The organism is Streptomyces sp. ActVer (assembly GCF_027270795.1).
Lineage (GTDB): Bacteria > Actinomycetota > Actinomycetes > Streptomycetales > Streptomycetaceae > Streptomyces > Streptomyces umbrinus_A.
Window position 1 is genome coordinate 1 of sequence record NZ_JAPWHT010000162.1, and the last position, 20442, is coordinate 20442.

The following is a 20442-nucleotide window of genomic DNA, read 5'->3' on the forward strand; positions in this document are numbered from 1 at the left end:
GCGGGGCCGCGGCCGCCCCCTCGGCGCTCCTCCTCGGAGCGTGCGGACCCCCCGCCGGACGCGGCGGCAAGCCGACCCGCCCGGCAGGCCCCGCGGTCGCCCCGGACTCCGACGCCCGACGCGGCGGCGCACCCGCCCGCTCGGCACGCCCGGTACCCGTCCCGGACTCGGTCGCCGGACGCCGTGGGGCATCGGTCTGGTCGGTGGTCCTTGAGGCCGCCCCGGGTTCACGCGCCGGACGCGGCGGAACGCCCGTCTGTTCGGCTCGTCCCGAAGTCGTCTGTCCGGCTCGTCCCGAAGTCGCGCCGGGGGCGCCGGCCGGACGTGGTGGGCGAGCCGTGTTCTCCGGGCTCGTCGGGGAAGTGCGCGGGCCGGTCGCCGGACGCGGCGGGACGGACGGGGTCCCTGTCCGTTCCACGCGGGGCATGGCACCCGTGTCGGGCGGCGGTGTGTCCGGGAAGCGTGCCGAAGCGGGCGGCGGCGGGGGCGTCTCCGGTTCGTGTCGCCGTTCACCGGCGGGACGGAGGTTCGGGAAGCGGGACGAGGCGGCCGAGGACGTGCCTCGGGGGCCGGTCCCGTCCGACGCGTGCGGCCGGTGCGACGTGCCCGGGGTGCCGGAGCCCGGCCGGGTTCCCGAGATGCCGGGCCTCGGCGGGGCGTCTCCGGGGGCGCGCCTGGTGGGAGAGTCCGTGTCGTCGGCGTCGGACACCTCGGGTCGCCGCGGAACACCCACGGCCCCGGGCTCGTGCGACGCGCGTCCGGGCCTCGTATGGCCGAAGAAGCCGTGCCCGGGCCGGCGGTCCGGGCTCTCGGGCGCCTCAGCCGCGCCACGACCGGACGGCGTACCCGGATCTCCCGTGTCCCCAGACCCCTCGGACTGCTCTCGTCCGCTCTCCGCCGAGGGCTGCTCGGGGGGCGTCGAGGGGCGAGGAGGAATGGAGGCGCGGCGCGCTTCCGTGCTCATGCACCCCCCGTTTCCTCGGCCCCGGCGACCGGCCCGCCGAAGGATCCCCTCCGGATCCGTTCCCTGCTTGCGTGCGCGTCACTCTACGGGTTGACGCTGTGCGAGTGGGAACCAGTCGGCAGGCCCGGGGCATCTGCCCGGAACGTCCCCCTACCCTGCGGTAATCAGGTCTGGCAGGCTTCGCCCATGACTGCCCGCGCCGCAGACCGGGCCCGTTACGACCGGGCCACCGCTCACCTAGACGCACCCGTCGCCATCGTGGACTTGGAGGCCTTCGACGCCAACGCGGAGGATCTCGTGCGGAGGGCGGCAGGCAAGCCCGTACGCGTCGCGAGCAAGTCCGTACGGTGCCGTGCGCTGCTCGAACGCGTGCTGGCCCGGGACGGCTTCGCCGGGATCATGTCGTTCACGCTCGCCGAGTCGCTGTGGCTGGCGCGCTCCGGTTTCGAGGACGTACTGCTCGCGTATCCGTCCGCGGACCGCAAGGCGTACGCGGAGCTCGCCGCCGATCCGAAGCTCGCGGCCGCCGTGACCGTCATGGTCGACGACCCGGCGCAGCTGAAGCTGATCGACGACGCCCGGGACGGCGGACGCGAAGAGGTGCGGGTGTGCCTGGAGTTGGACACCGCGCTGAAGATGCTCGGCGGCCGGGTCCGGGTCGGCGCCCGCCGTTCGCCGCTGCACTCCCCCGCCCAGGTCGCCGAGATGGCTCGTACGGTCGCTCGTCGGCCCGGTTTCCGGCTCGTCGGGATCATGGCGTACGAGGGGCACATCGCGGGGGTCGGCGACTCCCTGCAGGGGCGGCCGCTGCGGTCGCGTACGATCCGGCTGATGCAGGCCACGGCCCGCAAGGAGCTGGCGCAGCGCCGTGCGGACGTCGTGCGGGCGGTCCGGGCCGTCGTGCCGGACCTGGAGTTCGTCAACGGCGGTGGCACGGGCAGCGTCCAGCACACCGCGGCCGAGGAGTCGGTGACCGAGATCGCGGCGGGGTCCGGGCTGTACCAGCCGCGGCTCTTCGACAACTACACGTCGTTCAGCGGGCGTCCGGCCGCGCTCTTCGCGCAGCCCGTCGTGCGCAGGCCGGGGGTGGGTGTGGTGACCGTCCTCGGCGGCGGCTACCCGGCCTCGGGGGCCGCGGGCCCCGACCGGTCGCCCGTGCCGTACCTGCCCGAGGGGCTGCGGTACGACGCCCAGGAGGGGGCCGGCGAGGTGCAGACGCCGCTGCTCGGCTCGCCCGCGGACGATCTGCTGATCGGCGACAAGGTGTGGTTCCGGCACGCGAAGGCCGGGGAGCTGTGCGAGCGGTTCGACGTGCTGCGGCTCGTGGAGGGCGACGCGGTGACGGCAACGGTCCCGACCTATCGCGGGGAAGGCCACACGTTCCTGTAGCCGGCCTGCCCGGCACGAGGGCGTCGGTTAGTCGGTGGGGCCGATGCTGCTGCCCACTCCGCCGCCCGTGCCCTCGTCGCCGACCGGCCGGATCCCCTTGGTGATCCGGTCCATGTCGGCGAGGGGCGGCCCCTCCTCGCCCGCGTCGAAGGCGTACCGCACCATGACCATCGACTCCGAGCCGACGCTGGACGGGAACGCCATCGACTGGACGTAACCTCCGGGCCCCGCCTCGGTCTTCACTCGCCAGCGCACGAAGTACCCGGTGCGCCCGGCGACCGCCACCGACCCCTGCTCGACCACCTCGTGGGAGGTGATGCCGTGGAAGGGGCGCTGGTTGACCTTGTTGCGGTCGTAGGCGCGGTCGGCCGCCTCGGATATGTCGTCCTTGGCGAGGGTCTCGGGGGACTTCTCGTCGTTCGAGGTGACCGTGCGCGAGATGACCGTGCCGTGGCGGCAGAGGCCGTCGTCGCCGGGGCAGTCGTACGTCCCGGACGTGGTCATCACGATGTCGGCCTCGATGACGCTCTGGGGTCTGGCCCAGCCGTCGAGGAGCGGCAGGGTGATGCCGTTGAGCTCGTCCACGACGACGGAGGGGTCGTCGGCGGACGGTTCGGAGCTGGACTCCGAGGGCGAGGGCTCGGCGCTCGTGGGCGCGGACGACGTGGGCGTCGGCGCGGTCTGTGTCTGCGGGTCGCCGTCGTCCCCTCTCAGGACGACGGCACCCGTGACGATCGCGGCGACCAGCACGACCGCCGCGGCGGTGAGCGCGATCGCCTTCGCGCGTCCGGAGCCCCCGGAGACGCCGGTCCCGAGCGGTACTGTCGGCGTCGAAGGCGTGAACTGCGGCTGCGCGTACGGCTGTTGGGGCGTCGTCGCCTCGGGTGAGCGCCGGTGTTCGGTCCAGGCGGTCCCGTCCCACCACCGCTCCACGTGCGGGGCGGAGGGGTCCCGGTACCACCCGGGCGGGGGCGTCATGCTCATCCCGGCACTCTAGGCGCCACCCGCCACCGGCACACGGCCGCCTCCTCCGGAGGCCTAGAGCGGGGTCACGTATGCGCCAGAGATCCCGCCGTCCACCAGGAAGTCGGTGGCGTTGACGAACGAGGAGTCGTCGCTGGCGAGGAACGCGACCGCCGCGGCGATCTCCTCGGCCTGTGCGAAGCGCCCGACCGGGATGTGTACGAGGCGGCGCGCGGCCCGCTCCGGATCCTTGGCGAACAGTTCCTGGAGGAGGGGCGTGTTGACCGGCCCGGGGCACAGCGCGTTCACGCGGATGCCCTCACGGGCGAACTGCACGCCCAGTTCACGGGACATGGCGAGAACTCCGCCCTTGGAGGCCGTGTACGAGATCTGCGAGGTCGCGGCGCCCATCCGGGCCACGAAGGACGCGGTGTTGATGATCGATCCCTTGCCCTGCTGCCGCATGTAGGGGATCGCGGCCTTGCAGCACAGGTAAACCGACGTGAGGTTGACCTCCTGGACGCGCTTCCAGGCCTCCAGGCCCGTCTCCAGGATCGAGTCGTCGTCGGGCGGCGAGATGCCCGCGTTGTTGAAGGCGATGTCGACGGACCCGTACGTGTCGAACGCGGTCCTGAAGAGCGCCTCGACCTGCTCGGGGTCGGTGACGTCGACCTTCACGAAGATGCCACCGATCTCCTCGGCGGCCGCCTTGCCGCGGGTCTCGTCGACGTCGCCGCAGACCACGTGGGCGCCCTCGGAGGCGAGCCGGCGGGCGGTGGCGAGGCCGATGCCGCTGCCGGCCCCGGTGATGACGGCGGTACGGCCGGCCAGGCGGCGGCAGATGATGTCGTCGGTCGATGCGCTCACTGTGCGGGGCCCTCCGTGCTGATGAAGACGTTCTTGGTTTCGGTGAAGGCGGCCAGGGCGTCCGGGCCGAGTTCGCGGCCGATGCCCGACTGCTTGAAGCCGCCGAAGGGGGTCCAGTAGCGGACGCTGGAGTGGGAGTTGACGGACAGGTTCCCAGCGCGGACGGCACTCGACACGCGCAGGGCACGGCCCACGTCCCGGGTCCAGATGGAACCGGACAGGCCGTACTCGGTGGCGTTGGCGAGGCGGATCGCGTCGGCCTCGTCCTCGAAGGGGAGGACCACGGCGACCGGTCCGAAGACCTCCTCGACGGCCACGCGCGCGTGGGACTCGATTCCGGTCAGGACGGTGGGCGGGAACCAGAAACCGGGGCCTTCGGGGGCGGTACCCCGGATGCCGCTCAAGTCATCGGTGGCGTACGACCGTACGCGCTCCAGCTGGGACTCGGAGATCAACGGGCCCATGGCGGTCTTCTCGTCGGCCGGGTCGCCGACGACGACGGACTCGATCGCCGGGGCGAGGAGTTCGAGGAAACGGTCGTACACGGACCGCTGGACGAGGATGCGGGTGCGGGCGCAGCAGTCCTGGCCGGAGTTGTCGAGGAAGGACATGGGGGTGGCGGCCGCGGCGGCCTCGATGTCGGCGTCGGCGAAGACGATGTTGGGGCTCTTGCCGCCGAGTTCGAGGGTGACGCGCTTGAGAAGCGCGGAGCCCTTCGCCAACACCCCTTTGCCCACGGTCGTTGACCCCGTGAAGACGATCTTCGCGACCCCGGGGTGTTCGACCAGCGCGTTGCCTGTGATCGGGCCCGCCCCCGGAAGTACCTGGAAGAGATGCTCCGGCAGCCCCGCGACCAGGGCGAGTTCGGCGAGCCGAAGAGCCGTCAGCGGGGTCGTCTCGGCGGGCTTGAGGATGACCGCGTTGCCCGCCGCGAGCGCCGGAGCCGTGCCCCACGCCGCGATGGGCATCGGGAAGTTCCAGGGCGCGATGATTCCGACGACGCCCAGCGGTTCGAGAATCGTGATGTCGAGGCCGCCCGGCACCGGGATCTGGCGCCCGGTGAGCCGCTCCACTCCCCCGGCCGCGTAGTCGAGCAGATCACGGACGTTGCCCGCCTCCCAGCGGGCGTTGCCGACGACATGCCCGGCCTCGCGGACCTCCAACTGGGCGAGCTCTTCCAGATGTTCATCGACAACGACGGCGAACCGACGCAACAGCCGGGCCCGCTCACCGGGAGCGAGGGCGGCCCATCGGACCTGCGCCTTTTCCGCCCGTACGACCGCGGCGTCGACGTCCTCGGGGGTGGCGCCCGGGACGGTCGTGATGACCTCCTCCGTCGCCGGGTTGAGAACTACCAGTTCGTGCAGGTGCGACAACTTCGGCCTCACAGACGTTCGAAGGAGCGGCGGAGCTCCCAGTCGGTCACCGCGGCGTCGAACGCGTCCAGTTCGACGCGCGCCATGTTGCGGTAGTGCGCGACCACCTCGTCGCCGAAGGCGGCCTTGGCGATGGCGCTGTTCTCCCAGATCTCGGCGGCCTCGTGCAGCGTGGTGGGCACGTGCTCGTACCCCGAGGTGTACGCGTTCCCGGTACACGCCTCCGGCAGCTCGAGCTTCTGCTCGATGCCGTACAGCCCGGCCGCGACGAGCCCCGCGACGGCGAGGTACGGATTGACGTCGCCGCCCGGAAGCCGGTTCTCGAACCGCATCGAGCGCCCGTGCCCGACCACCCGCAGCGCACAGGTGCGGTTGTCGTACCCCCAGGCCACGGCCGTCGGCGCGAACGACCCGGGCTGGAACCGCTTGTACGAGTTGATGTTGGGCGCGTACAGCAGCGAGAAGTCCCGGAGCGCGGCGAGCTGTCCGGCGAGGAAGTACCGCATGACCTGCGACATCCCGCCCGCCCCGTCGCCCGCCATCACATTCGTGCCGTCGGCGTCGGCGAGCGAGAGGTGGATGTGACAGGAGTTGCCCTCGCGCTCGTTGTACTTGGCCATGAAGGTGAGCGAGACACCTTCCTGGGAGGCGATCTCCTTGGCCCCGGTCTTGTAGATGGCGTGCTGGTCGCAGGTGACCAGGGCCTCGTCGTACTTGAACGCGATCTCGTGCTGCCCGGGATTGCACTCACCCTTGGCGGACTCGACGATCAGCCCGGCGGCGCCCATCTCGTTGCGGATTCTGCGCAACAGGGGCTCGATCCGCCCGGTCCCGAGCACCGAATAGTCGATGTTGTACTGATTGGCGGGCGTGAGTCCCCGATAGTTCGCGTCCCAGGCCTGCTCGTACGTGTCCTTGAAGACGATGAACTCCAGCTCGGTGCCCACCTGCGCGGTGAACCCGTGCTCGGCGAGCCGCTCCAGCTGGCGCCGGAGGATCTGGCGGGGCGCGGCCACGACGGGCGAGCCGTTGTCCCAGGCGAGGTCGGCGATGAGCATCGCCGTACCCGCGTTCCATGGAACACGACGCAACGTGCCCAGATCCGGATGCATGGCGAAGTCGCCGTAGCCACGCTCCCAGGACGACATCTCGTACCCGTCGACGGTGTTCATGTCGGTGTCGACGGCGAGGAGGTAGTTGCAGCCCTCCGTACCGTGGTGCAGGACCTCGTCGAGGAAGAAACGCGCGGCGAACCGCTTGCCCTGGAGCCGCCCCTGCATGTCCGGGAAGGCCAGGACGACCGTGTCGATCTCCCCGCTCGCGACGAGGGCGTGCAGCTCCTCGACACTGAGGGGTGGTGTGCGGTCTGCCACGGGAAATGCCTCCTTCGGTCAGCCGAGAGCCATAAGGTATTGCCGAGAACCATTGCTTGGGAAGGGGGCACGGCCAGATGTCGCAGCCGGATCCACACGAACTGAACGACCGGTTGACGCCGGTGCTGCGCCCGGTGCGCGCGGGCAACGGCTTCGAGGAGGCCCTGGAGCAGATCCTCCAGGTCGTCCGGCTCGGCCTGGTCCCCGGGGGCGAACGGCTGCCTGCGGAAAGGGAGTTGGCGGACCGGCTCGGGATCAGCCGGGTGACGCTGCGCGAGGTCCTGAAGGTCCTCCAGGACCAGGGCCTGGTCGAGTCGAGACGCGGCCGCTACGGCGGTACGTTCGTCCTCCCCCGAACCGACGCCCCCGGCGAGGCGGAGCTGCGCCGCCGGATCGACGAGGTCGACATAGAGGACGTGCTGCGCTTCCGCGAGGTCCTGGAGGTGGGCGCGGCGGGCCTCTGCGCCGCACACGGCCTGTCCCCCGCCCAGTCGGCCCGCCTGCGCGAGGCCCTGGCCCGCACCCAGGACGCCCCCCTGGCGGACTACCGCCGCCTGGACACCCTCCTGCACCTCACCCTCGCCGAGCTGTGCGGTTCACCGACGCTCACCGCCCAGTACGCGGCGGTACGCGCCACCGTGAACGACCTGCTCGACTGCATCCCCCTCCTGGTCCGGAACCTGGAGCACTCGCAGCGCCAGCACGAGGCGCTGGTCGAGGCGGTGCTGGACGGGGACGCGGACGGAGCCCGGGAAATGATGCGCGAACACTGCGCGGGCACGGCGGCACTCCTGCGCGGCTTCCTGGCATAGGAACCCGTGCGAGGCGGTCTCACACAAGATCCAGTCAAGTCACCCCTGTAAAGGTATGGGGTCGGTCTATTAGCCTCCTCCCGAGGGGCGCACGAGAAACAGGGAGCGTGGGGATGGCAGGCAGACCGCTCATCGGAGTCAGCACCTACCTGGAGACCGCCCGCTGGGGCGTATGGGAACTGGAAGCGGCACTGCTGCCGGCCGGCTACCCGCGCCTGGTCCAGTCGGCGGGCGGCCTGGCGGCGATGCTGCCACCGGACGAACCCACCCGCGCGGCCGAGACCGTGGCCCGACTCGACGGCCTGGTGATCGCCGGCGGCCCCGACGTGGACCCGTCCCGCTACGGCGCCGCCCGCGACCCACGGTGCGGCCCCGAGGCCCGCGCCCGCGACACCTGGGAACTCGCCCTGATCGACGCCGCGTTGACCTCCGGCACACCCCTCCTCGGAATCTGCCGCGGAATGCAACTCCTGAACGTGGCGCTCGGCGGAACCCTCGTCCAGCACATCGACGACCACATCGAATCCGTAGGAGTCTTCGGCCACCACACGGTGAAGCCGGTCCCGGGCTCCCTCTACGCCACCTTGATCCCCGAGGAAACCTCCGTACCGACCTACCACCACCAGTCGGTGGACCGCCTGGGCACGGGCCTCGCCCCCTCCGCCCACGCGACGGACGGCACGGTCGAGGCAATCGAACTCCCCGGCCCCGACTGGGCGTTGGGCGTCCAGTGGCACCCCGAGATGGGCCAGGACACCCGGGTCATGACGGGCCTGGTCCAAGCCGCTTCCTGAGCCATTCGAGGGCGGCGTCGCCCTGGGCCCGCTGGAACGCGCGGAGTGTGGGCAGGCCGGGCGGCGCGGGCCGCCGCGACTGCCGGACGAAGTATCCCGCCAGCGCGGCCAAGGTGGCCGTCACCCCGGCCGGGTCCGCCGCCCTCCCCAACGGGTGCTCGGTGAACAGCACTTCGGGATCGGGGCCGCCCTGTGCGCGGACGCACGGCAGCATCACCAGGAGGTCGAACCAGGGAGCGGCCAGCTGGGCGTGCGGCCAGTCGACGAAGAGCACACGATGCGGTGCGTTCTCCGGGGCCGTGAGGAGGATGTTGTCGGCGCGGAGGTCGCCATGGGCGAGGGTGTCGCCCGAGGCGAACTCGGCCCAGGGTGCGGCGAGTTCGGCGAGCGCGGGAAGATTCCGTACGGTCCAGGGGTCGAGGCCCTCGCTCCTGTCACCGGCCCCGTGCCCCGTGTCCGGCATCTTCTGCCAGCCCCGGAAGGCCCCCGCGAGGGACTCTCCGACCGGCGGGACGTCCACGGGGGACGGCGTGAGCGTGCGACTGAGCTCCCCCACGGCGTCGAGAACGCGCGCCAACTCCCCCTCGTCCCAAGGCACACGGGGCTGCCGCCCGTCGATGTCCTCGAAGACGAGCGCCACCCAGTTCCCGTCGTCGTGCATTCCGAGAAGCCTCGGTGCGGGGGTCCCGGCCGGCAGGGCGGCCGCGTTCCTCGCTTCGCGTCGGTGCATGTCCGGGCTGTCCGGGTTCGCCTCGGAGCTGACGGCCTTCACGAATCCCCGTCGGCCGTCCGCGGTCCTCACCCGCACGGCCGGTCCCGGCGAGAATCCGCCGGTCTGCGTGACCGCTTCCACGACGGGGGCGCCGAGCAGGTCCGCGACGGCTTGCCTCACCGACTCGGGGACCGCTCCCCACGGGACGCGGACGCCTGTCGCCGGCGGTGCGCTCATCGTCATGCCCCGCATCGTCCGTCGGCGGCGCGCCCCGTCGCCACCACATTTCCCACCGCGGGTACTACGGGGGCGCTGTCCGGGTTAGGGGGGCGCCTCGGTTGGGGTGTCCTGTACGGGTAGGGGCCAGTCGCGCCCCAGCGGCGGAGCCGCAAGTGTCGCGGCCCCGCGCCCCTACGACCGCGTCAGCGTCAACAAGTCCCGCGCCGGTCCCGTAGGCCGATGCCCCACCGGCCAGACAGCCCGCAGATCCCTGCTCAGTCGAACCCCCTCCACAGGAATCTCGACGAGCCGACGAGCTGACAGCTCCTCCCCCAACGCCAGCTCGCTCAGAACCGCCGGTCCCGCCCCCGAAGCCGCAGACGCCTTCACCGCTGTCGTGGACGAGAGCTCAATCAGAGGGCGGGCCAGCCCGCCGAGCGCCGCGTCCAGCACCTGCCGTGTCCCCGACCCCTCCTCCCGCAGGATCAACGGCGCCCCCGCCAACTCCCCCGCGTCGAGCGCCCGCCGCCTACGGGCCCACGCGTGCCCGGGTGCGGTGACCACGATCAGCCGGTCGTGGGCGATCACTACGGAGTCCAGCCCGCTCGGCACGGACACCCCCTCCACGAAGCCGAGGTCCGCCTCGCCGGAGAGGACCCGCTCGGCCACGACCGTCGAGTTGCCGGCGATCAGCGACACCGCGGTGTCCGGCCGCTGTGCCCGCAGCGCGAGCAACCACCCGGGCAGCAGGTACTCGGCGATCGTCATGCTCGCCGCGACCCGCAGCCGGGAGTCCCGCCGGTCCCGCAGCGCCTGCGCCCCCGCGTCGAATGCCTCCGCGGCCTCGACCACCCGCCGGGCCCAGTCCGTCACCAGCGCCCCCGCGTCGGTGAGCCGCGACCCGGTGGGCGAGCGGTCGACCAGGGCGACCCCCAGTTGCCGTTCCATGGACCGGATCCGGCTGCTGGCGGCCGGCTGCGTGATCCCGGTCTCGCGGGCGGCCCGCCCGAGGCTCCCGAGCCGCGCCACGGCGAGCAGCAGCTCCAGCGCACCCAGATCGGGGACCCGATGCGACAGCCCACCCACCGGTATGGACGCCGTCTCGCGAACCCCCTGGTCACCCGTCCCGTCATCCCGACTCATAAGCCCACCTTATGCCCTCATAGACCGGCACTCCCTGGTGAGCCGTCCCCCACCGAGGCACGGTGAACTCATGGCCACAGCCCACCCGCTCACCGCCACCACGGACAACAGCAGCCATGCCAACCCCGGCCGCCCCACAAGGGCAAACGCGGAGGCAGAGGCGAAGTCATCCCCCTTCCGCCACCTCGGCCCGAACTGGTACGCCCCGGTGATGGGCACGGCGATCGTGGCCACCGCAGGCGCGGGCCTCCCGTTCGACGTCCCGGGCCTCCGCACGTTCTGCACCGCTGTCTGGGCACTCGCCCTGGCCATGCTCATCGCCCTCCTCGCCGCCCGGACGGTCCACTGGACGCATCACAGGGACCAGGCCCGCGCCCACCTCCTGGACCCGTCGATGGCACCCTTCTACGGCTGCCTGTCCATGGCCCTGCTGGCCGTGGGCGGCGGCGCCCTGGTGGTCGGGCGGGACTGGATCGGCACCCGGCCGGCGGTCGCCCTGGACGTCGTGCTCTTCTCCACGGGCACGCTGATCGGCCTGGCGGCGGCGGTGGCCGTCCCGTACCTGATGGTCGTGCGCCACCGGGTGGACCCGTCCCAGGCCACCCCGGTGTGGCTGCTCCCCCTCGTCGCACCGATGGTCTCCGCGGCACTCGGCCCCCTGCTCGTACCGCATCTCCCGGCCGGCCAGCCCCGCGAGACGCTGCTGCTCGCCTGCTTCGCGATGTTCGGTCTCAGCCTGCTGGCCACGCTCGTGATGCTGCCGATGATCTTCGCCCGCCTCGTCACGGGCGGCCCGCTGCCGCTCGCGCTCACTCCGACCCTGTTCCTGGTCCTGGGCCCGCTGGGCCAGTCCACTACGGCCGTCGACAAGTTCGCCGTGGCCGCCCCGGGTGTGGTGCCCGCGCCGTACGACCAGGGATTCGGGATCCTGCCGGTGCTCTACGGCGTCCCGGTGATGGGTTTCGCGCTGCTCTGGCTGGCACTGGCCGCCGCCCTGGTGCTGCGGGCCCGCCGCCGGGGCATGGTCTTCGGCATGACCTGGTGGGCGTTCACCTTCCCGGTCGGTACGTGTGTCACGGGCGCCGAGGGGCTGGCCCGGCACACCGGACTCGTCGTCTACGACGGGCTCACGGTCGCCCTGTACGCCCTGCTCCTCGCGGCCTGGGCGGTGGCCTCCGTCCGCACGGCCCGCGGCCTGGTCAGCGGACGGCTGCTCGCAGCGCCTCGCCGAGCACTCGCGGTGCCTGCGCCAACGACGGCCCGTACCACGTGAGATGGCGCCCGCCCACCAGCGCGCAGGGCAGCCCCGGGAACGCCTCCGGGCCGTCGTCGCTCGTGAAGCGGTACGGCTCGTCGGGCAGCACGACCAGGTCGAGGCAGGCGGCACGCAGCTCGTCGACCGGGACACGCGGATAGCGTTCGGCATGGCTCGCGTAAGCGTTGTCGACGCCCAGCCGCGCCAGCACGTCCCCGGCGAACGTGTCCCGTCCGACCACCATCCAGGGCCGCCGCCAGATCGGTACGGCGGCGCGCAGGCGCCTCTCCGGGCGGGGCGGGTCCAGCCAGGCCTCCTCGGCCTCGTCCAGCCACCGCGGCCGCGTCGGGAGTCCGCACGCGCGGACCACCCGGTCCAGTTCCCGGAAGGCCCCCGGCACGTCCCGTACCTCGGTGACGAGCACGTCGAGTCCCGCTTCCCGCAGGGCGGTCAGGTCGGGTTCGCGGTTCTCCTCCTCGTTGGCGATCACCAGGTCGGGCGCGAGGGCGACGATCCGCTCGACGTCCGGGTTCTTGGTGCCCTTGACGCGTACGACGTCGAGGCCGGCCGGGTGGCTGCACCAGTCGGTCGCCCCGACCAGGACGCCCGGCGCGGACACGGCTACGGCCTCGGTGAGCGACGGGACGAGTGACACCACTCTCATGGCCGAGTACTCCGGATGACGGTCATCGGCGTGGATCGTCCTCCACGGCCTCGATGTGGTCCGCGACCGCGACGATGAGCACGCGGGTGTCCGCGTCGGTCGCCCGCCACCGGTGCCGTACGCCGCCCGTCAGGTGCAGTGTGTCGCCGCGGCCCAGTCGGTACGCGCGGCCCTCCGCCTCGACCTCGACGGCGCCGTCGGCCACGTACATCAACTCGTCGTTGCGGTGCTGGAATTCGCGGCCGGCGTCATGGTCGCCGGAGAACTCCATTGCGTGCAACTGGTGGTGACCGCGCACCAGGGGGCGCACTCGGGGCTCGTGGGTGAACTCGGAGTCGTCCGCGCGCACCACGTCGACGCTGCGCGCCGGGTCGGCGGCGGCGAGGAGTTCGACACACGTGGTGTGCAGGGCGTCCGCGACCCGCTGGAGGGAACGCATGCTGGGCCGCGCCCGCTCGTTCTCGACCTGGCTCAAGAACGGCACCGACAGGCCGCTGCGCTCGGCGACGACGGCGAGGGTGAGCTCCAGTGCACGGCGCCGCCGCCTGACGGCCGCGCCCACTCGAAGGGTCTCCTTGTTTTCGTCCATCGCCTCGGCTCCCCCCTGTGCGTCGTCGGTGCGCTGCTCGGTGCATGCGTGCGGTGCGGTGCGGTGGCGGCACGTTCGTTGTACGTACACGCCAATTTCTCGCGAGTTCCTGATGTCTTGTCTGCACCCTACGGGTGTTCGGCAAACCGTTTCATGCGCCCGTCACATCGCTGTAAACATCGCCGCACCGATCGCGTGACCGACCGTCACGGTTCGCGCCGGTGGGAGAGCCGGCGCGGTTGTCGGGGCGTGCGGACGGTGCCGGAAAGTCGGCGCGGCCCATGCCCGGGTCGTATGCACGGGTAACGCCGCGAGGGGTGGGCCTCGCCGTATGGCGCTGCCCACCCCTCGCGGAGGCCCCTACTGGGGACGTGTCTACTGCGGAGTCATCCGTTCCACCATGTCCGGGTGCTCCTTCAGCCAAGCGGAGACAGCTTCTTCCTCCTTGCCCTGGCCACGGTCCTTGATCTCGCTCTCCAGGCTGCCGAGCTCGTCCTCGCTCATCTTGAAGTTCTTGATCCACTTCGTGAGCTGCGGGTACTGCTCAGGGAACTTCTTGCTGGAGATGGTCCGGATCGTGTTGCCCTCACCGAACGTCTTCTTCGGGTCCGCGAGTTTCGTCAGCTCGTACTCGCTGTAGGCCCAGTGCGGCGACCAGAGCGTGACGGCGACGGGCTCCTTCTTGGCGTACGCGCGCTTCAGCTCGGCCAGCATCGCGGGCGTGGAGCCGTCGACGATCTCGTACTCCTTGTCCAGGCCGTAGCCGGGCAGGACCTTCGTCTTGGCTAGGTTCATCTCGCCGGTACCCGGTTCGATGCCGATGATCTTCCCCTTGAAGAGATCGCCCTTGCCCTTGAGGTCGGCGAGGGACTTGACGTCCTTCACGTACGAGGGCACCGCGATCTCCAGGGAGGTCGGCTCGTACCAGGTGCCGAGGTCCCGCAGGTTGTTCTTGTGCTTGTCCCAGTAGTTCGCCTGCGCGTACGGCAGCCAGGCGTCGAAGTTGAGGTCGATGTCACCGGTGGCCAGGCCCGTGTAGACCGGGCCGACGTCCATCTGCTTCAGGTTCAGCTTGTAGCCGCGCCGGGCCAGGACGTCCTTCCACAGGTAGGTGACGGCGACGTCCTCGTCCCAGGGGAACCAGGCGACGTCGACGGTGCGCTTCGCCTCGGCCGGGGTGCCGGAGGAGGACTTCTCGACCGGGGCCAGCTTGTCGACGACACCGGGGTTGCTCTTCAGCCAGGTGCGCACGGCGTCCTGCTGCTTGCCCTTGCCGGCCTTGTTGATGTCCGCCTCAAGGCCGGTGAGCTGCTTCTCGGTCATCTTGAAGCTCTTGAGCCACTTGGCGACGACCGGATTGTCCTGCGCGAAGCCCTTGCGGGAGAGCGTGTGCACGCCGTCGCCCTTGCCCCAGGCACCCTTCGGGTCCTTGAGCTTCTTCAGCTTGTACTCGCTGTACGCCCAGTGCGGCGACCAGAGCGTGCCGACGAACGGCTCCTTCTTGGCGTACGCGCGCTTCAGCTCGGCCAGCATCGCCGGCGTGGAGCTGTCGACGACCTTGTACTCCTTGTCGAGCCCGTACTCCTTGAGGACCTTGGTCTTGAGCAGGCCCATCATTCCGGCGCTGGACTCGATGCCGGTGATCTTGCCGTCGAACTCGCCCGCCTTGCCCTTGAGGTCCTCCAGGGAGTCGATGCCCTTCATGTAGGCGGGCACGCTCAGCTCCAGGGACGTCGGGCCGTACCAGGAGCCCAGGTCGTCGAGCTGCTTGCCGTACTTCTTCCAGTACTGCTCGTGTGTGACCGGCAGCCAGGAGTCGGTCTGGAAGTCGATGTCGCCCTGGGCGAGCGAGGTGTAGAGGGGGCCGGCGTCGAACTGCTTGGTCTCGACCTCGAAGCCGCGCTGCTCCAGGATCTCCTTCCAGAGGAAGGTGGAGGCGACGCCCTCGTCCCAGGGGATGTAGCCGATGCTGACCTTCTTGCCCTGGCCGACGTTCCCGCCGTCGGACGCGGTGGGCTCGCTGTCGCCGGAGCCGAAGATGCCCATGCCGCCCGCGACGAGCGCGAGGACGACGACGCCGATGACGGCCACGGAGGGCCGGGGGCGGTAGGACCAGATCTTCAGGCCCTGTGCGGCACGCAGCTTGGCGGCGGTGCGGCGGCCGAGCGGCGAGACCTGGGTGCCCAGGGCGCTGGTCATGCGGTCCAGGTAGATGGCGAGGATGACGATGGCTATGCCCGCCTCGGCGCCGAGGCCGACGTTGAGCTGGCCGATCGCCTCGTTCACGTCACCGCCGAGGCCACCGGTGCCGACCATGCCCGCGATGGCGGCCATGGACAGGCCCAGCATGATGACCTGGTTGACGCCGGCCATGACGGTGGGCAGTGCCAGCGGGAGCTGGACGCGCAGCAGGATGTTGCCGGGGGTGGTGCCGAACGCGTCGGCGGCCTCGACCAGTTCCTTGTCGACCTGGCGGATGCCCAGTTCCGTCATACGGACGCCCGGTGCCAGGGCGAAGATCAGGGTGGCCACGATGCCCGCGGGTCCGCCGGTGCCGAAGAACAGGATCGCCGGGATGAGGTAGATCATCGCGGGCATCGTCTGCATGAGGTCGAGCACGGGGCGGACGATGCCGCTGACGCGGTCCGAGCGTGCCGCCCAGATGCCGACGGGCACGGAGACGACGAGCGCGATGATCGTCGCCACGAGGACCAGCGACAGGGTCACCATCGCGTTCTCCCACAGTTCGAGGGAGTCGATGAAGGCGAATCCCACGAAGGCGAGGACACCGGCGGACGTGCCGCGCAGCCAGAACGCGATGACCGCGAAGATGCCCGCGAGGAGAAGGGGTTCGGGCGCCTGAAGGACGTCGTTGATGACGTCGTAGGTGCCCTGGAAGACGGTCTTCAGGAAGTCGAAGAGCCACGCCATGTGGTCGAGCAGCCAGTCGACCGTGTCGTTGACCCAGTCGCCGAAGGGGATCCTAGGCACCGGCCTTCACCGCCTTGACGGTCTTGTCGCGCGGTGTGTCGCAGGGCACTGGTTCGCCCTGTTCGTCGCCGAGGAAGCCGACGAGCCGCTGCCGGGGCACGACACCGACCAGCTTGCCCTTCTTGTCGACGACCGCCACGGGGTGCGTGAGCCGCGCGCTGATGGCGCACAGCTCGCCGAACGAGGAGTCGGGCCTGGCGGTCTCGCAGCCGCAGTCGGCCTCGTCGCCGCGCAGCTCCGTGTCCATGACGGAGGTCGCGGTGAGGACCCGGGAGCGGTCGACGTCCTTCGTGAAGGAGGCGACGTAGTCGTTCGCGGGGCGGACGAGAATGTCCTCGGCGGTGCCGATCTGGACGATGCGGCCGTCGCGCATGACGGCGATGCGGTCGCCCAGGCGCATGGCCTCGTTCAGGTCGTGGGTGATGAAGACGATGGTCTTCTTGAGCTTCTTCTGGAGCTCGATCAGCTGGTCCTGCATGTCGCGCCGGATCAGCGGGTCGAGCGCGCTGAAGGACTCGTCCATCAGCAGCAGGTCGGCGTCGGTGGCGAGCGCCCGGGCGAGGCCCACGCGCTGCTGCATACCGCCGGACAGCTCGTCGGGCCAGGACGTCTCCCAGCCGGCGAGGCCGGCCAGCACCAGGGCCTTGGTGGCGCGCTCCTCGCGCTCGGCGCGCGGCAGTCCCTGCACCTCCAGGCCGTACGCGGCGTTCTCCAGGACGCTGCGGTGCGGGAAGAGCGCGAAGTGCTGGAAGACCATGCTGACCTTCTTGGAGCGCACCTCGCGCATCTCACGGTCGTTGAGCGCGGTCAGGTCCTGCCCGTCGAAGACCACGCGTCCCGCGGTCGGCTCCAGGAGTCCGTTGAGCATGCGCAGCAAGGTGGACTTGCCGGATCCCGACAGGCCCATGACGACGAAGATCTCGCCCGGTTCGACCGTGAACGACGCGTCGATCACCGCGGCCGTGGTGCCGTCCGCGCGCAGTTCCTCACGGTCGGCTCCCCCGCGCAGTCGCTCGACCGCCTCGCCGGGTCGTCTGCCGAACACTTTGTAGAGCTGTTCCGCCTGCAGCCTGGATGACACAAGTACCTCTCGGGTCGAACGAAGACGGCCCGCCTCCCCCGCCGGCGGGCCGTGGAGCGACGCGGGTTCCGCCCGCTCGTCCGGTGCGCATATGTCAGATGTGGTTGAAAATGCGACCGGGTTCGCTCCGGCTCGGCGCCTGCCCCCGCCTTGATGGCGCAAACGCGACCGTGTCCCAGTTCACAAGGCGTTTACATCCGGACGGTGCGGGCACTCGCATTCGCTCACTCTCCGCGCCGGCCGGTGACTACCGGTGACTGTCAGCGGCGTACGGCATGATGCGAGGCGTGACGCAGCAGACGCAGCAGCCCCGGCGAACCATGCTCCTCGACACCGCCTCGCTGTACTTCCGGGCCTATTTCGGGGTCCCGGATTCCGTGCGGGCCCCGGACGGCACACCGGTGAACGCCGTGCGGGGCCTGCTGGAGTTCATCGACCGGCTGGTCAAGGACCACCACCCGGACGACCTCGTCGCCTGCATGGACGCGGACTGGCGGCCCCAGTGGCGGGTCGACCTGATCCCCTCCTACAAGGCGCATCGCGTCGCCCAGGAGACCGAGACCGGCCCGGACGAGGAGGAGGTGCCCGACACCCTCTCGCCCCAGGTGCCGGTCATCGAGGCGGTCCTGGACGCGCTGGGCATCGCACGCGTGGGCGTCGAGGGGTACGAGGCGGACGACGTGATCGGGACGTTCGCCGGCCGCGCCACGGGCCCGGTCGACATCGTCACGGGCGACCGCGACCTGTACCAACTGGTCGACGACAAGCGGGAGGTGCGCGTGCTGTACCCGCTCAAGGGCGTCGGCATGCTCCAGCTCACGGACGAGACCTGGCTGCGCGAGAAGTACGGCGTCGACGGCGGAGGGTACGCGGATCTGGCACTGCTGCGCGGCGACCCGAGCGACGGCCTGCCGGGCGTGCCGGGCATCGGCGAGAAGACGGCCGCCAAGCTGCTGGCCGAGTTCGGCGACCTGGCCGGGATCATGGCTGCGGTCGACGACCCGAAGGCCAAGCTCACACCGTCCCAGCGCAAGCGTCTCGACGAGTCCCGGCCGTACCTCGCCGTCGCGCCCAAGGTCGTCCGGGTGGCCGGAGACGTACCCTTGCCGGACGTGACCACCGCGCTGCCCCACACGCCGCGGGATCCGGCGGCTCTGGATGAGCTCGCGACACGCTGGGGCCTGGGTGGTTCGCTGGCGCGCCTGCTGACGACACTCCACGGGTGAAGCAGCAATTCGATTCCCACGGAACGGTAATCGGGTTCTCAAGAAGGGGGCGCCAGGGGGCAGTGAGGTGCTAACTTAGGCAAGCCTAAGCGAACTTCGGGAGGCTGTCATGGCAGAGCGTCCGGCACGGAGGGTTCCCAAGCCCCACGCCGCGAGCGTGATCCGCACGGAGCGACTCACGCCGCACATGCAGCGTGTGGTCCTCGGCGGCGACGGCCTCGCCGAATTCACCGCGGGCACGAGCACCGACCACTACGTCAAGCTGCTGTTCGGGGCCGAGGGCGTGACCTATCCGGAGCCCTTCGACATGGCCCGGATCCGCGAGGAGTTCCCGCGCGACCAGTGGCCCGTGACGCGTACGTACACGGTGCGCGCCTGGGACCCCGAACTGCACGAGCTGACACTCGACTTCGTCATCCACGGCGACGAGGGTCTCGCCGGGCCGTGGGCGACGCGCGTCCAGGCCGGCGAGATCGTCCGGTTCCTCGGCCCCGGCGGGGCGTACGCCCCCGACGCCGAGGCGGACTGGCATCTGCTGGCCGGTGACGAGAGCGCGCTGCCCGCGATCGCCGCCTCGCTGGAGGCGATGCCCGACGGTGCGCGGGTGCACGCCTTCGTGGAGGTCGCGGGGCCGGCGGAGGAACAGAAGATCGACTCCGATGTGGACGTCGTCTGGCTGCACCGCGGCGACCGGCCGATCGGTGAGGCGCTGGTCGAGGCCGTGCGGGGCCTTTCGTTCCCCGAGGGCCGGGTGCACGCGTTCGTGCACGGTGAGGCCGCGTTCGTGAAGGAGCTTCGGCGGCTGCTCCGCGTGGAGCACGAGGTGGCCCGTGAGGATCTGTCCATCTCCGGGTACTGGCGGCTGGGGCACAACGAGGACGGGTGGCAGGCCGCGAAGCGGGACTGGAACGCGCAGGTTGAGGCGGAGCAGGAGGCTCCGCCGGTTGCCTAGGTCCTGACCCGGGTTCGTTGTCGTCTGCGGGTTTGTTGTGGCTGGTCGCGCCCACGCGGCGGAGCCGCAAAATGTCACAGCCCCGCGCCCCTTAGGGGGCTATACCGAGCGTTGATATGACCTGAACGTACGGATCGACAGCCAGACCGCTGTCACCGCCAGGGCCAGTAGTGCGCCGCCCCTCGTCAGTACGCCGCTCCAGTCCGGGTTCTCCGACATTGCTGAACGCCCTGCCACCATCGCCCAGTTGAGCGGGTTGTAGTCGGCGATGGTGCGCATCCAGCCGGGCATCCGGGACGGGGCCATGAAGGCGGAGGAGAGGAAGGTCAGCGGCAGCAGCAGGAAGGTGTTGATGCCGATGATCGACTCCCGCTGGCGCACCAGCATGCCGAGCGCGTTCGAGAACGCGCCGAAGACCGTGCCGAGCAGTGAGGCCGCGACGACGAGCACGAGCAGGCCCGCGGCCCCGCCGGGATAGTCCGCGCCGCCGAGCTTGCCGAGCAGGATGATCAGCAGGGACTGCACGGCCGTGGTGAGCGCCTGCTGTACGACGTTGGCGTTCATCAGGGCGCCGCGGGCGACCGGAGTGGTCAGGAACCGGTTGAGCGTGCCGCGCTCGATCTCCTCCAACGTGCCCATGCCCGCCCACATGTTGGAGCTGAGCGCGCTCATCACGACGATGCCCGGTACGAGGTAGTCGAGATAGCTGGTCGTGCCGAAGCCGCCGAGCTCGACGACCTCCTTGAAGAGGTTGCCGAACAGGAAGAGCCAGATCGCGGGCTGGATCAGCATCATCACGACGTACGCGGGCTGGCGCAGTACCGCGGTCAGTTGGCGCTGTGTCATGTACCAGGTCTGGGTGAGGGCGTTGGTGCTCACCGGGTGCCTCCCGTGAGGGCGAGGTCGTCGGTTCCCTCGGCCGTGACCGCTGCCGCGGCCTCGGCTTCGGAGTAACGGCGGCCCGCGTAGCGCAGATAGACGTCGTCGAGCGACGGCGCCACGAGCCGACCAACATGTACCGGAAGATCGTCGGGTTCGACACGTTCACCGGCTTCCTCGACCCGGCCCCCCA

At 70.7% G+C, this 20442-nt stretch carries 17 protein-coding genes and 1 pseudogene; 6 read left to right on the top strand and 12 right to left on the bottom strand.

The window, feature by feature from the left end; all coding sequences use genetic code 11:
- Positions 1 to 1150: 1150 nt before the first annotated feature.
- Complete coding sequence (locus tag O3Q52_RS25300) at positions 1151 to 2353, top strand: amino acid deaminase/aldolase (protein WP_269651046.1); 1203 nt, start codon at positions 1151 to 1153, stop codon at positions 2351 to 2353.
- A 27-nt stretch (positions 2354 to 2380) separates the two neighbouring features.
- On the opposite strand, the gene O3Q52_RS25305 is transcribed toward O3Q52_RS25300, so the two are convergent.
- The 4 genes from O3Q52_RS25305 to O3Q52_RS25320 are packed head-to-tail and all read right to left on the bottom strand — an operon-like array spanning position 2381 to position 6932.
- A complete protein-coding gene (locus tag O3Q52_RS25305) occupies positions 2381 to 3331 on the bottom strand; it encodes a DUF2510 domain-containing protein (RefSeq protein ID WP_269651060.1) in 951 nt (316 codons plus the stop codon).
- 60 nt (positions 3332 to 3391) lie between these two features.
- Positions 3392 to 4183, bottom strand: coding sequence for a 3-oxoacyl-ACP reductase (locus tag O3Q52_RS25310; RefSeq protein WP_269651047.1), 792 nt, complete (start codon positions 4181 to 4183; stop codon positions 3392 to 3394).
- The gene (locus tag O3Q52_RS25315) at positions 4180 to 5559 is read right to left on the bottom strand and encodes an aldehyde dehydrogenase (protein ID WP_269651048.1); all 1380 of its coding nucleotides are present in this window, start codon (positions 5557 to 5559) and stop codon (positions 4180 to 4182) included. The genes O3Q52_RS25310 and O3Q52_RS25315 overlap by 4 nt, the downstream gene beginning before the upstream one ends.
- Before the next feature lie 8 nt (positions 5560 to 5567).
- The gene (locus O3Q52_RS25320) at positions 5568 to 6932 is read right to left on the bottom strand and encodes a glutamine synthetase family protein (protein ID WP_269651049.1); all 1365 of its coding nucleotides are present in this window, start codon (positions 6930 to 6932) and stop codon (positions 5568 to 5570) included.
- 77 nt (positions 6933 to 7009) lie between these two features.
- On the opposite strand from O3Q52_RS25320, the gene O3Q52_RS25325 reads away from it, so the two are divergent.
- Both O3Q52_RS25325 and O3Q52_RS25330 read left to right on the top strand, forming a co-directional pair.
- Positions 7010 to 7744, top strand: coding sequence for a FadR/GntR family transcriptional regulator (locus O3Q52_RS25325; protein WP_269651050.1), 735 nt, complete (start codon positions 7010 to 7012; stop codon positions 7742 to 7744).
- 113 nt (positions 7745 to 7857) lie between these two features.
- The gene (locus O3Q52_RS25330) at positions 7858 to 8538 is read left to right on the top strand and encodes a gamma-glutamyl-gamma-aminobutyrate hydrolase family protein (protein WP_269651051.1); all 681 of its coding nucleotides are present in this window, start codon (positions 7858 to 7860) and stop codon (positions 8536 to 8538) included.
- Here O3Q52_RS25330 and O3Q52_RS25335 read toward each other — a convergent pair.
- Both O3Q52_RS25335 and O3Q52_RS25340 read right to left on the bottom strand, forming a co-directional pair.
- A complete protein-coding gene (locus O3Q52_RS25335; RefSeq protein ID WP_269651052.1) occupies positions 8507 to 9493 on the bottom strand; it encodes a phosphotransferase family protein in 987 nt (328 codons plus the stop codon). The genes O3Q52_RS25330 and O3Q52_RS25335 overlap by 32 nt on opposite strands.
- Positions 9494 to 9661: 168 nt before the next feature.
- The gene (locus tag O3Q52_RS25340; RefSeq protein WP_269651053.1) at positions 9662 to 10612 is read right to left on the bottom strand and encodes a LysR family transcriptional regulator; all 951 of its coding nucleotides are present in this window, start codon (positions 10610 to 10612) and stop codon (positions 9662 to 9664) included.
- A gap of 70 nt (positions 10613 to 10682) precedes the next feature.
- Between O3Q52_RS25340 and O3Q52_RS25345 the strand changes: the two genes are divergently transcribed.
- Positions 10683 to 11885 carry a TDT family transporter gene (locus O3Q52_RS25345; RefSeq protein WP_269651054.1) on the top strand — a complete coding sequence of 401 codons (1203 nt, stop codon included), beginning with the start codon at positions 10683 to 10685 and terminating at the stop codon, positions 11883 to 11885.
- Here O3Q52_RS25345 and O3Q52_RS25350 read toward each other — a convergent pair.
- The 4 genes from O3Q52_RS25350 to O3Q52_RS25365 all read right to left on the bottom strand — a co-directional run bounded on the left by O3Q52_RS25350 (position 11812) and on the right by O3Q52_RS25365 (position 17192).
- Complete coding sequence (locus O3Q52_RS25350) at positions 11812 to 12531, bottom strand: helical backbone metal receptor (RefSeq protein WP_269651055.1); 720 nt, start codon at positions 12529 to 12531, stop codon at positions 11812 to 11814. The two genes, O3Q52_RS25345 and O3Q52_RS25350, sit on opposite strands and share 74 nt — an antisense overlap.
- Before the next feature lie 22 nt (positions 12532 to 12553).
- The gene (locus O3Q52_RS25355; RefSeq protein WP_143635589.1) at positions 12554 to 13120 is read right to left on the bottom strand and encodes a helix-turn-helix domain-containing protein; all 567 of its coding nucleotides are present in this window, start codon (positions 13118 to 13120) and stop codon (positions 12554 to 12556) included.
- A gap of 375 nt (positions 13121 to 13495) precedes the next feature.
- Positions 13496 to 16111: an ABC transporter permease/substrate binding protein gene (locus O3Q52_RS25360; protein WP_269651056.1), complete on the bottom strand. Its 2616-nt coding sequence runs from the start codon at positions 16109 to 16111 to the stop codon at positions 13496 to 13498.
- Positions 16104 to 17192, bottom strand: a complete 1089-nt coding sequence (locus O3Q52_RS25365) for a glycine betaine/L-proline ABC transporter ATP-binding protein (protein WP_269651057.1) — start codon at positions 17190 to 17192, stop codon at positions 16104 to 16106. Before O3Q52_RS25365 ends, O3Q52_RS25360 begins: the two co-directional genes overlap by 8 nt.
- A 278-nt stretch (positions 17193 to 17470) precedes the next feature.
- Between O3Q52_RS25365 and O3Q52_RS25370 the strand changes: the two genes are divergently transcribed.
- Complete coding sequence (locus tag O3Q52_RS25370) at positions 17471 to 18418, top strand: 5'-3' exonuclease (protein ID WP_269651061.1); 948 nt, start codon at positions 17471 to 17473, stop codon at positions 18416 to 18418.
- Positions 18419 to 18527: 109 nt separating this feature from the next.
- Entirely contained in the window at positions 18528 to 19370 is an 843-nt protein-coding gene (locus tag O3Q52_RS25375; protein ID WP_269651058.1) for a siderophore-interacting protein, read from the top strand.
- 99 nt (positions 19371 to 19469) lie between these two features.
- On the opposite strand, the gene O3Q52_RS25380 is transcribed toward O3Q52_RS25375, so the two are convergent.
- On the bottom strand, positions 19470 to 20249 hold the full coding sequence (locus O3Q52_RS25380) for an ABC transporter permease (protein ID WP_269651059.1): 780 nt from the start codon (positions 20247 to 20249) through the stop codon (positions 19470 to 19472).
- Positions 20246 to 20442, bottom strand: a pseudogene (locus O3Q52_RS25385) (ABC transporter); the annotation flags it as partial. The gene O3Q52_RS25380 and the pseudogene O3Q52_RS25385, both read right to left, overlap by 4 nt.

Bases quoted from the DNA above. Each gene is read 5' to 3' on its own strand.
- O3Q52_RS25355 (WP_143635589.1), bottom strand. From the start codon at position 13,120: ATGGACGAAAACAAGGAGACCCTTCGAGTGGGCGCGGCCGTCAGGCGG.
- O3Q52_RS25340 (WP_269651053.1), bottom strand. From the start codon at position 10,612: ATGAGTCGGGATGACGGGACGGGTGACCAGGGGGTTCGCGAGACGGCG.
- O3Q52_RS25375 (WP_269651058.1), top strand. From the start codon at position 18,528: ATGGCAGAGCGTCCGGCACGGAGGGTTCCCAAGCCCCACGCCGCGAGC.
- O3Q52_RS25300 (WP_269651046.1), top strand. From the start codon at position 1,151: ATGACTGCCCGCGCCGCAGACCGGGCCCGTTACGACCGGGCCACCGCT.
- O3Q52_RS25305 (WP_269651060.1), bottom strand. From the start codon at position 3,331: ATGACGCCCCCGCCCGGGTGGTACCGGGACCCCTCCGCCCCGCACGTG.
- O3Q52_RS25330 (WP_269651051.1), top strand. From the start codon at position 7,858: ATGGCAGGCAGACCGCTCATCGGAGTCAGCACCTACCTGGAGACCGCC.
- O3Q52_RS25345 (WP_269651054.1), top strand. From the start codon at position 10,683: ATGGCCACAGCCCACCCGCTCACCGCCACCACGGACAACAGCAGCCAT.
- O3Q52_RS25325 (WP_269651050.1), top strand. From the start codon at position 7,010: ATGTCGCAGCCGGATCCACACGAACTGAACGACCGGTTGACGCCGGTG.
- O3Q52_RS25370 (WP_269651061.1), top strand. From the start codon at position 17,471: ATGCGAGGCGTGACGCAGCAGACGCAGCAGCCCCGGCGAACCATGCTC.
- O3Q52_RS25350 (WP_269651055.1), bottom strand. From the start codon at position 12,531: ATGAGAGTGGTGTCACTCGTCCCGTCGCTCACCGAGGCCGTAGCCGTG.
- O3Q52_RS25335 (WP_269651052.1), bottom strand. From the start codon at position 9,493: ATGACGATGAGCGCACCGCCGGCGACAGGCGTCCGCGTCCCGTGGGGA.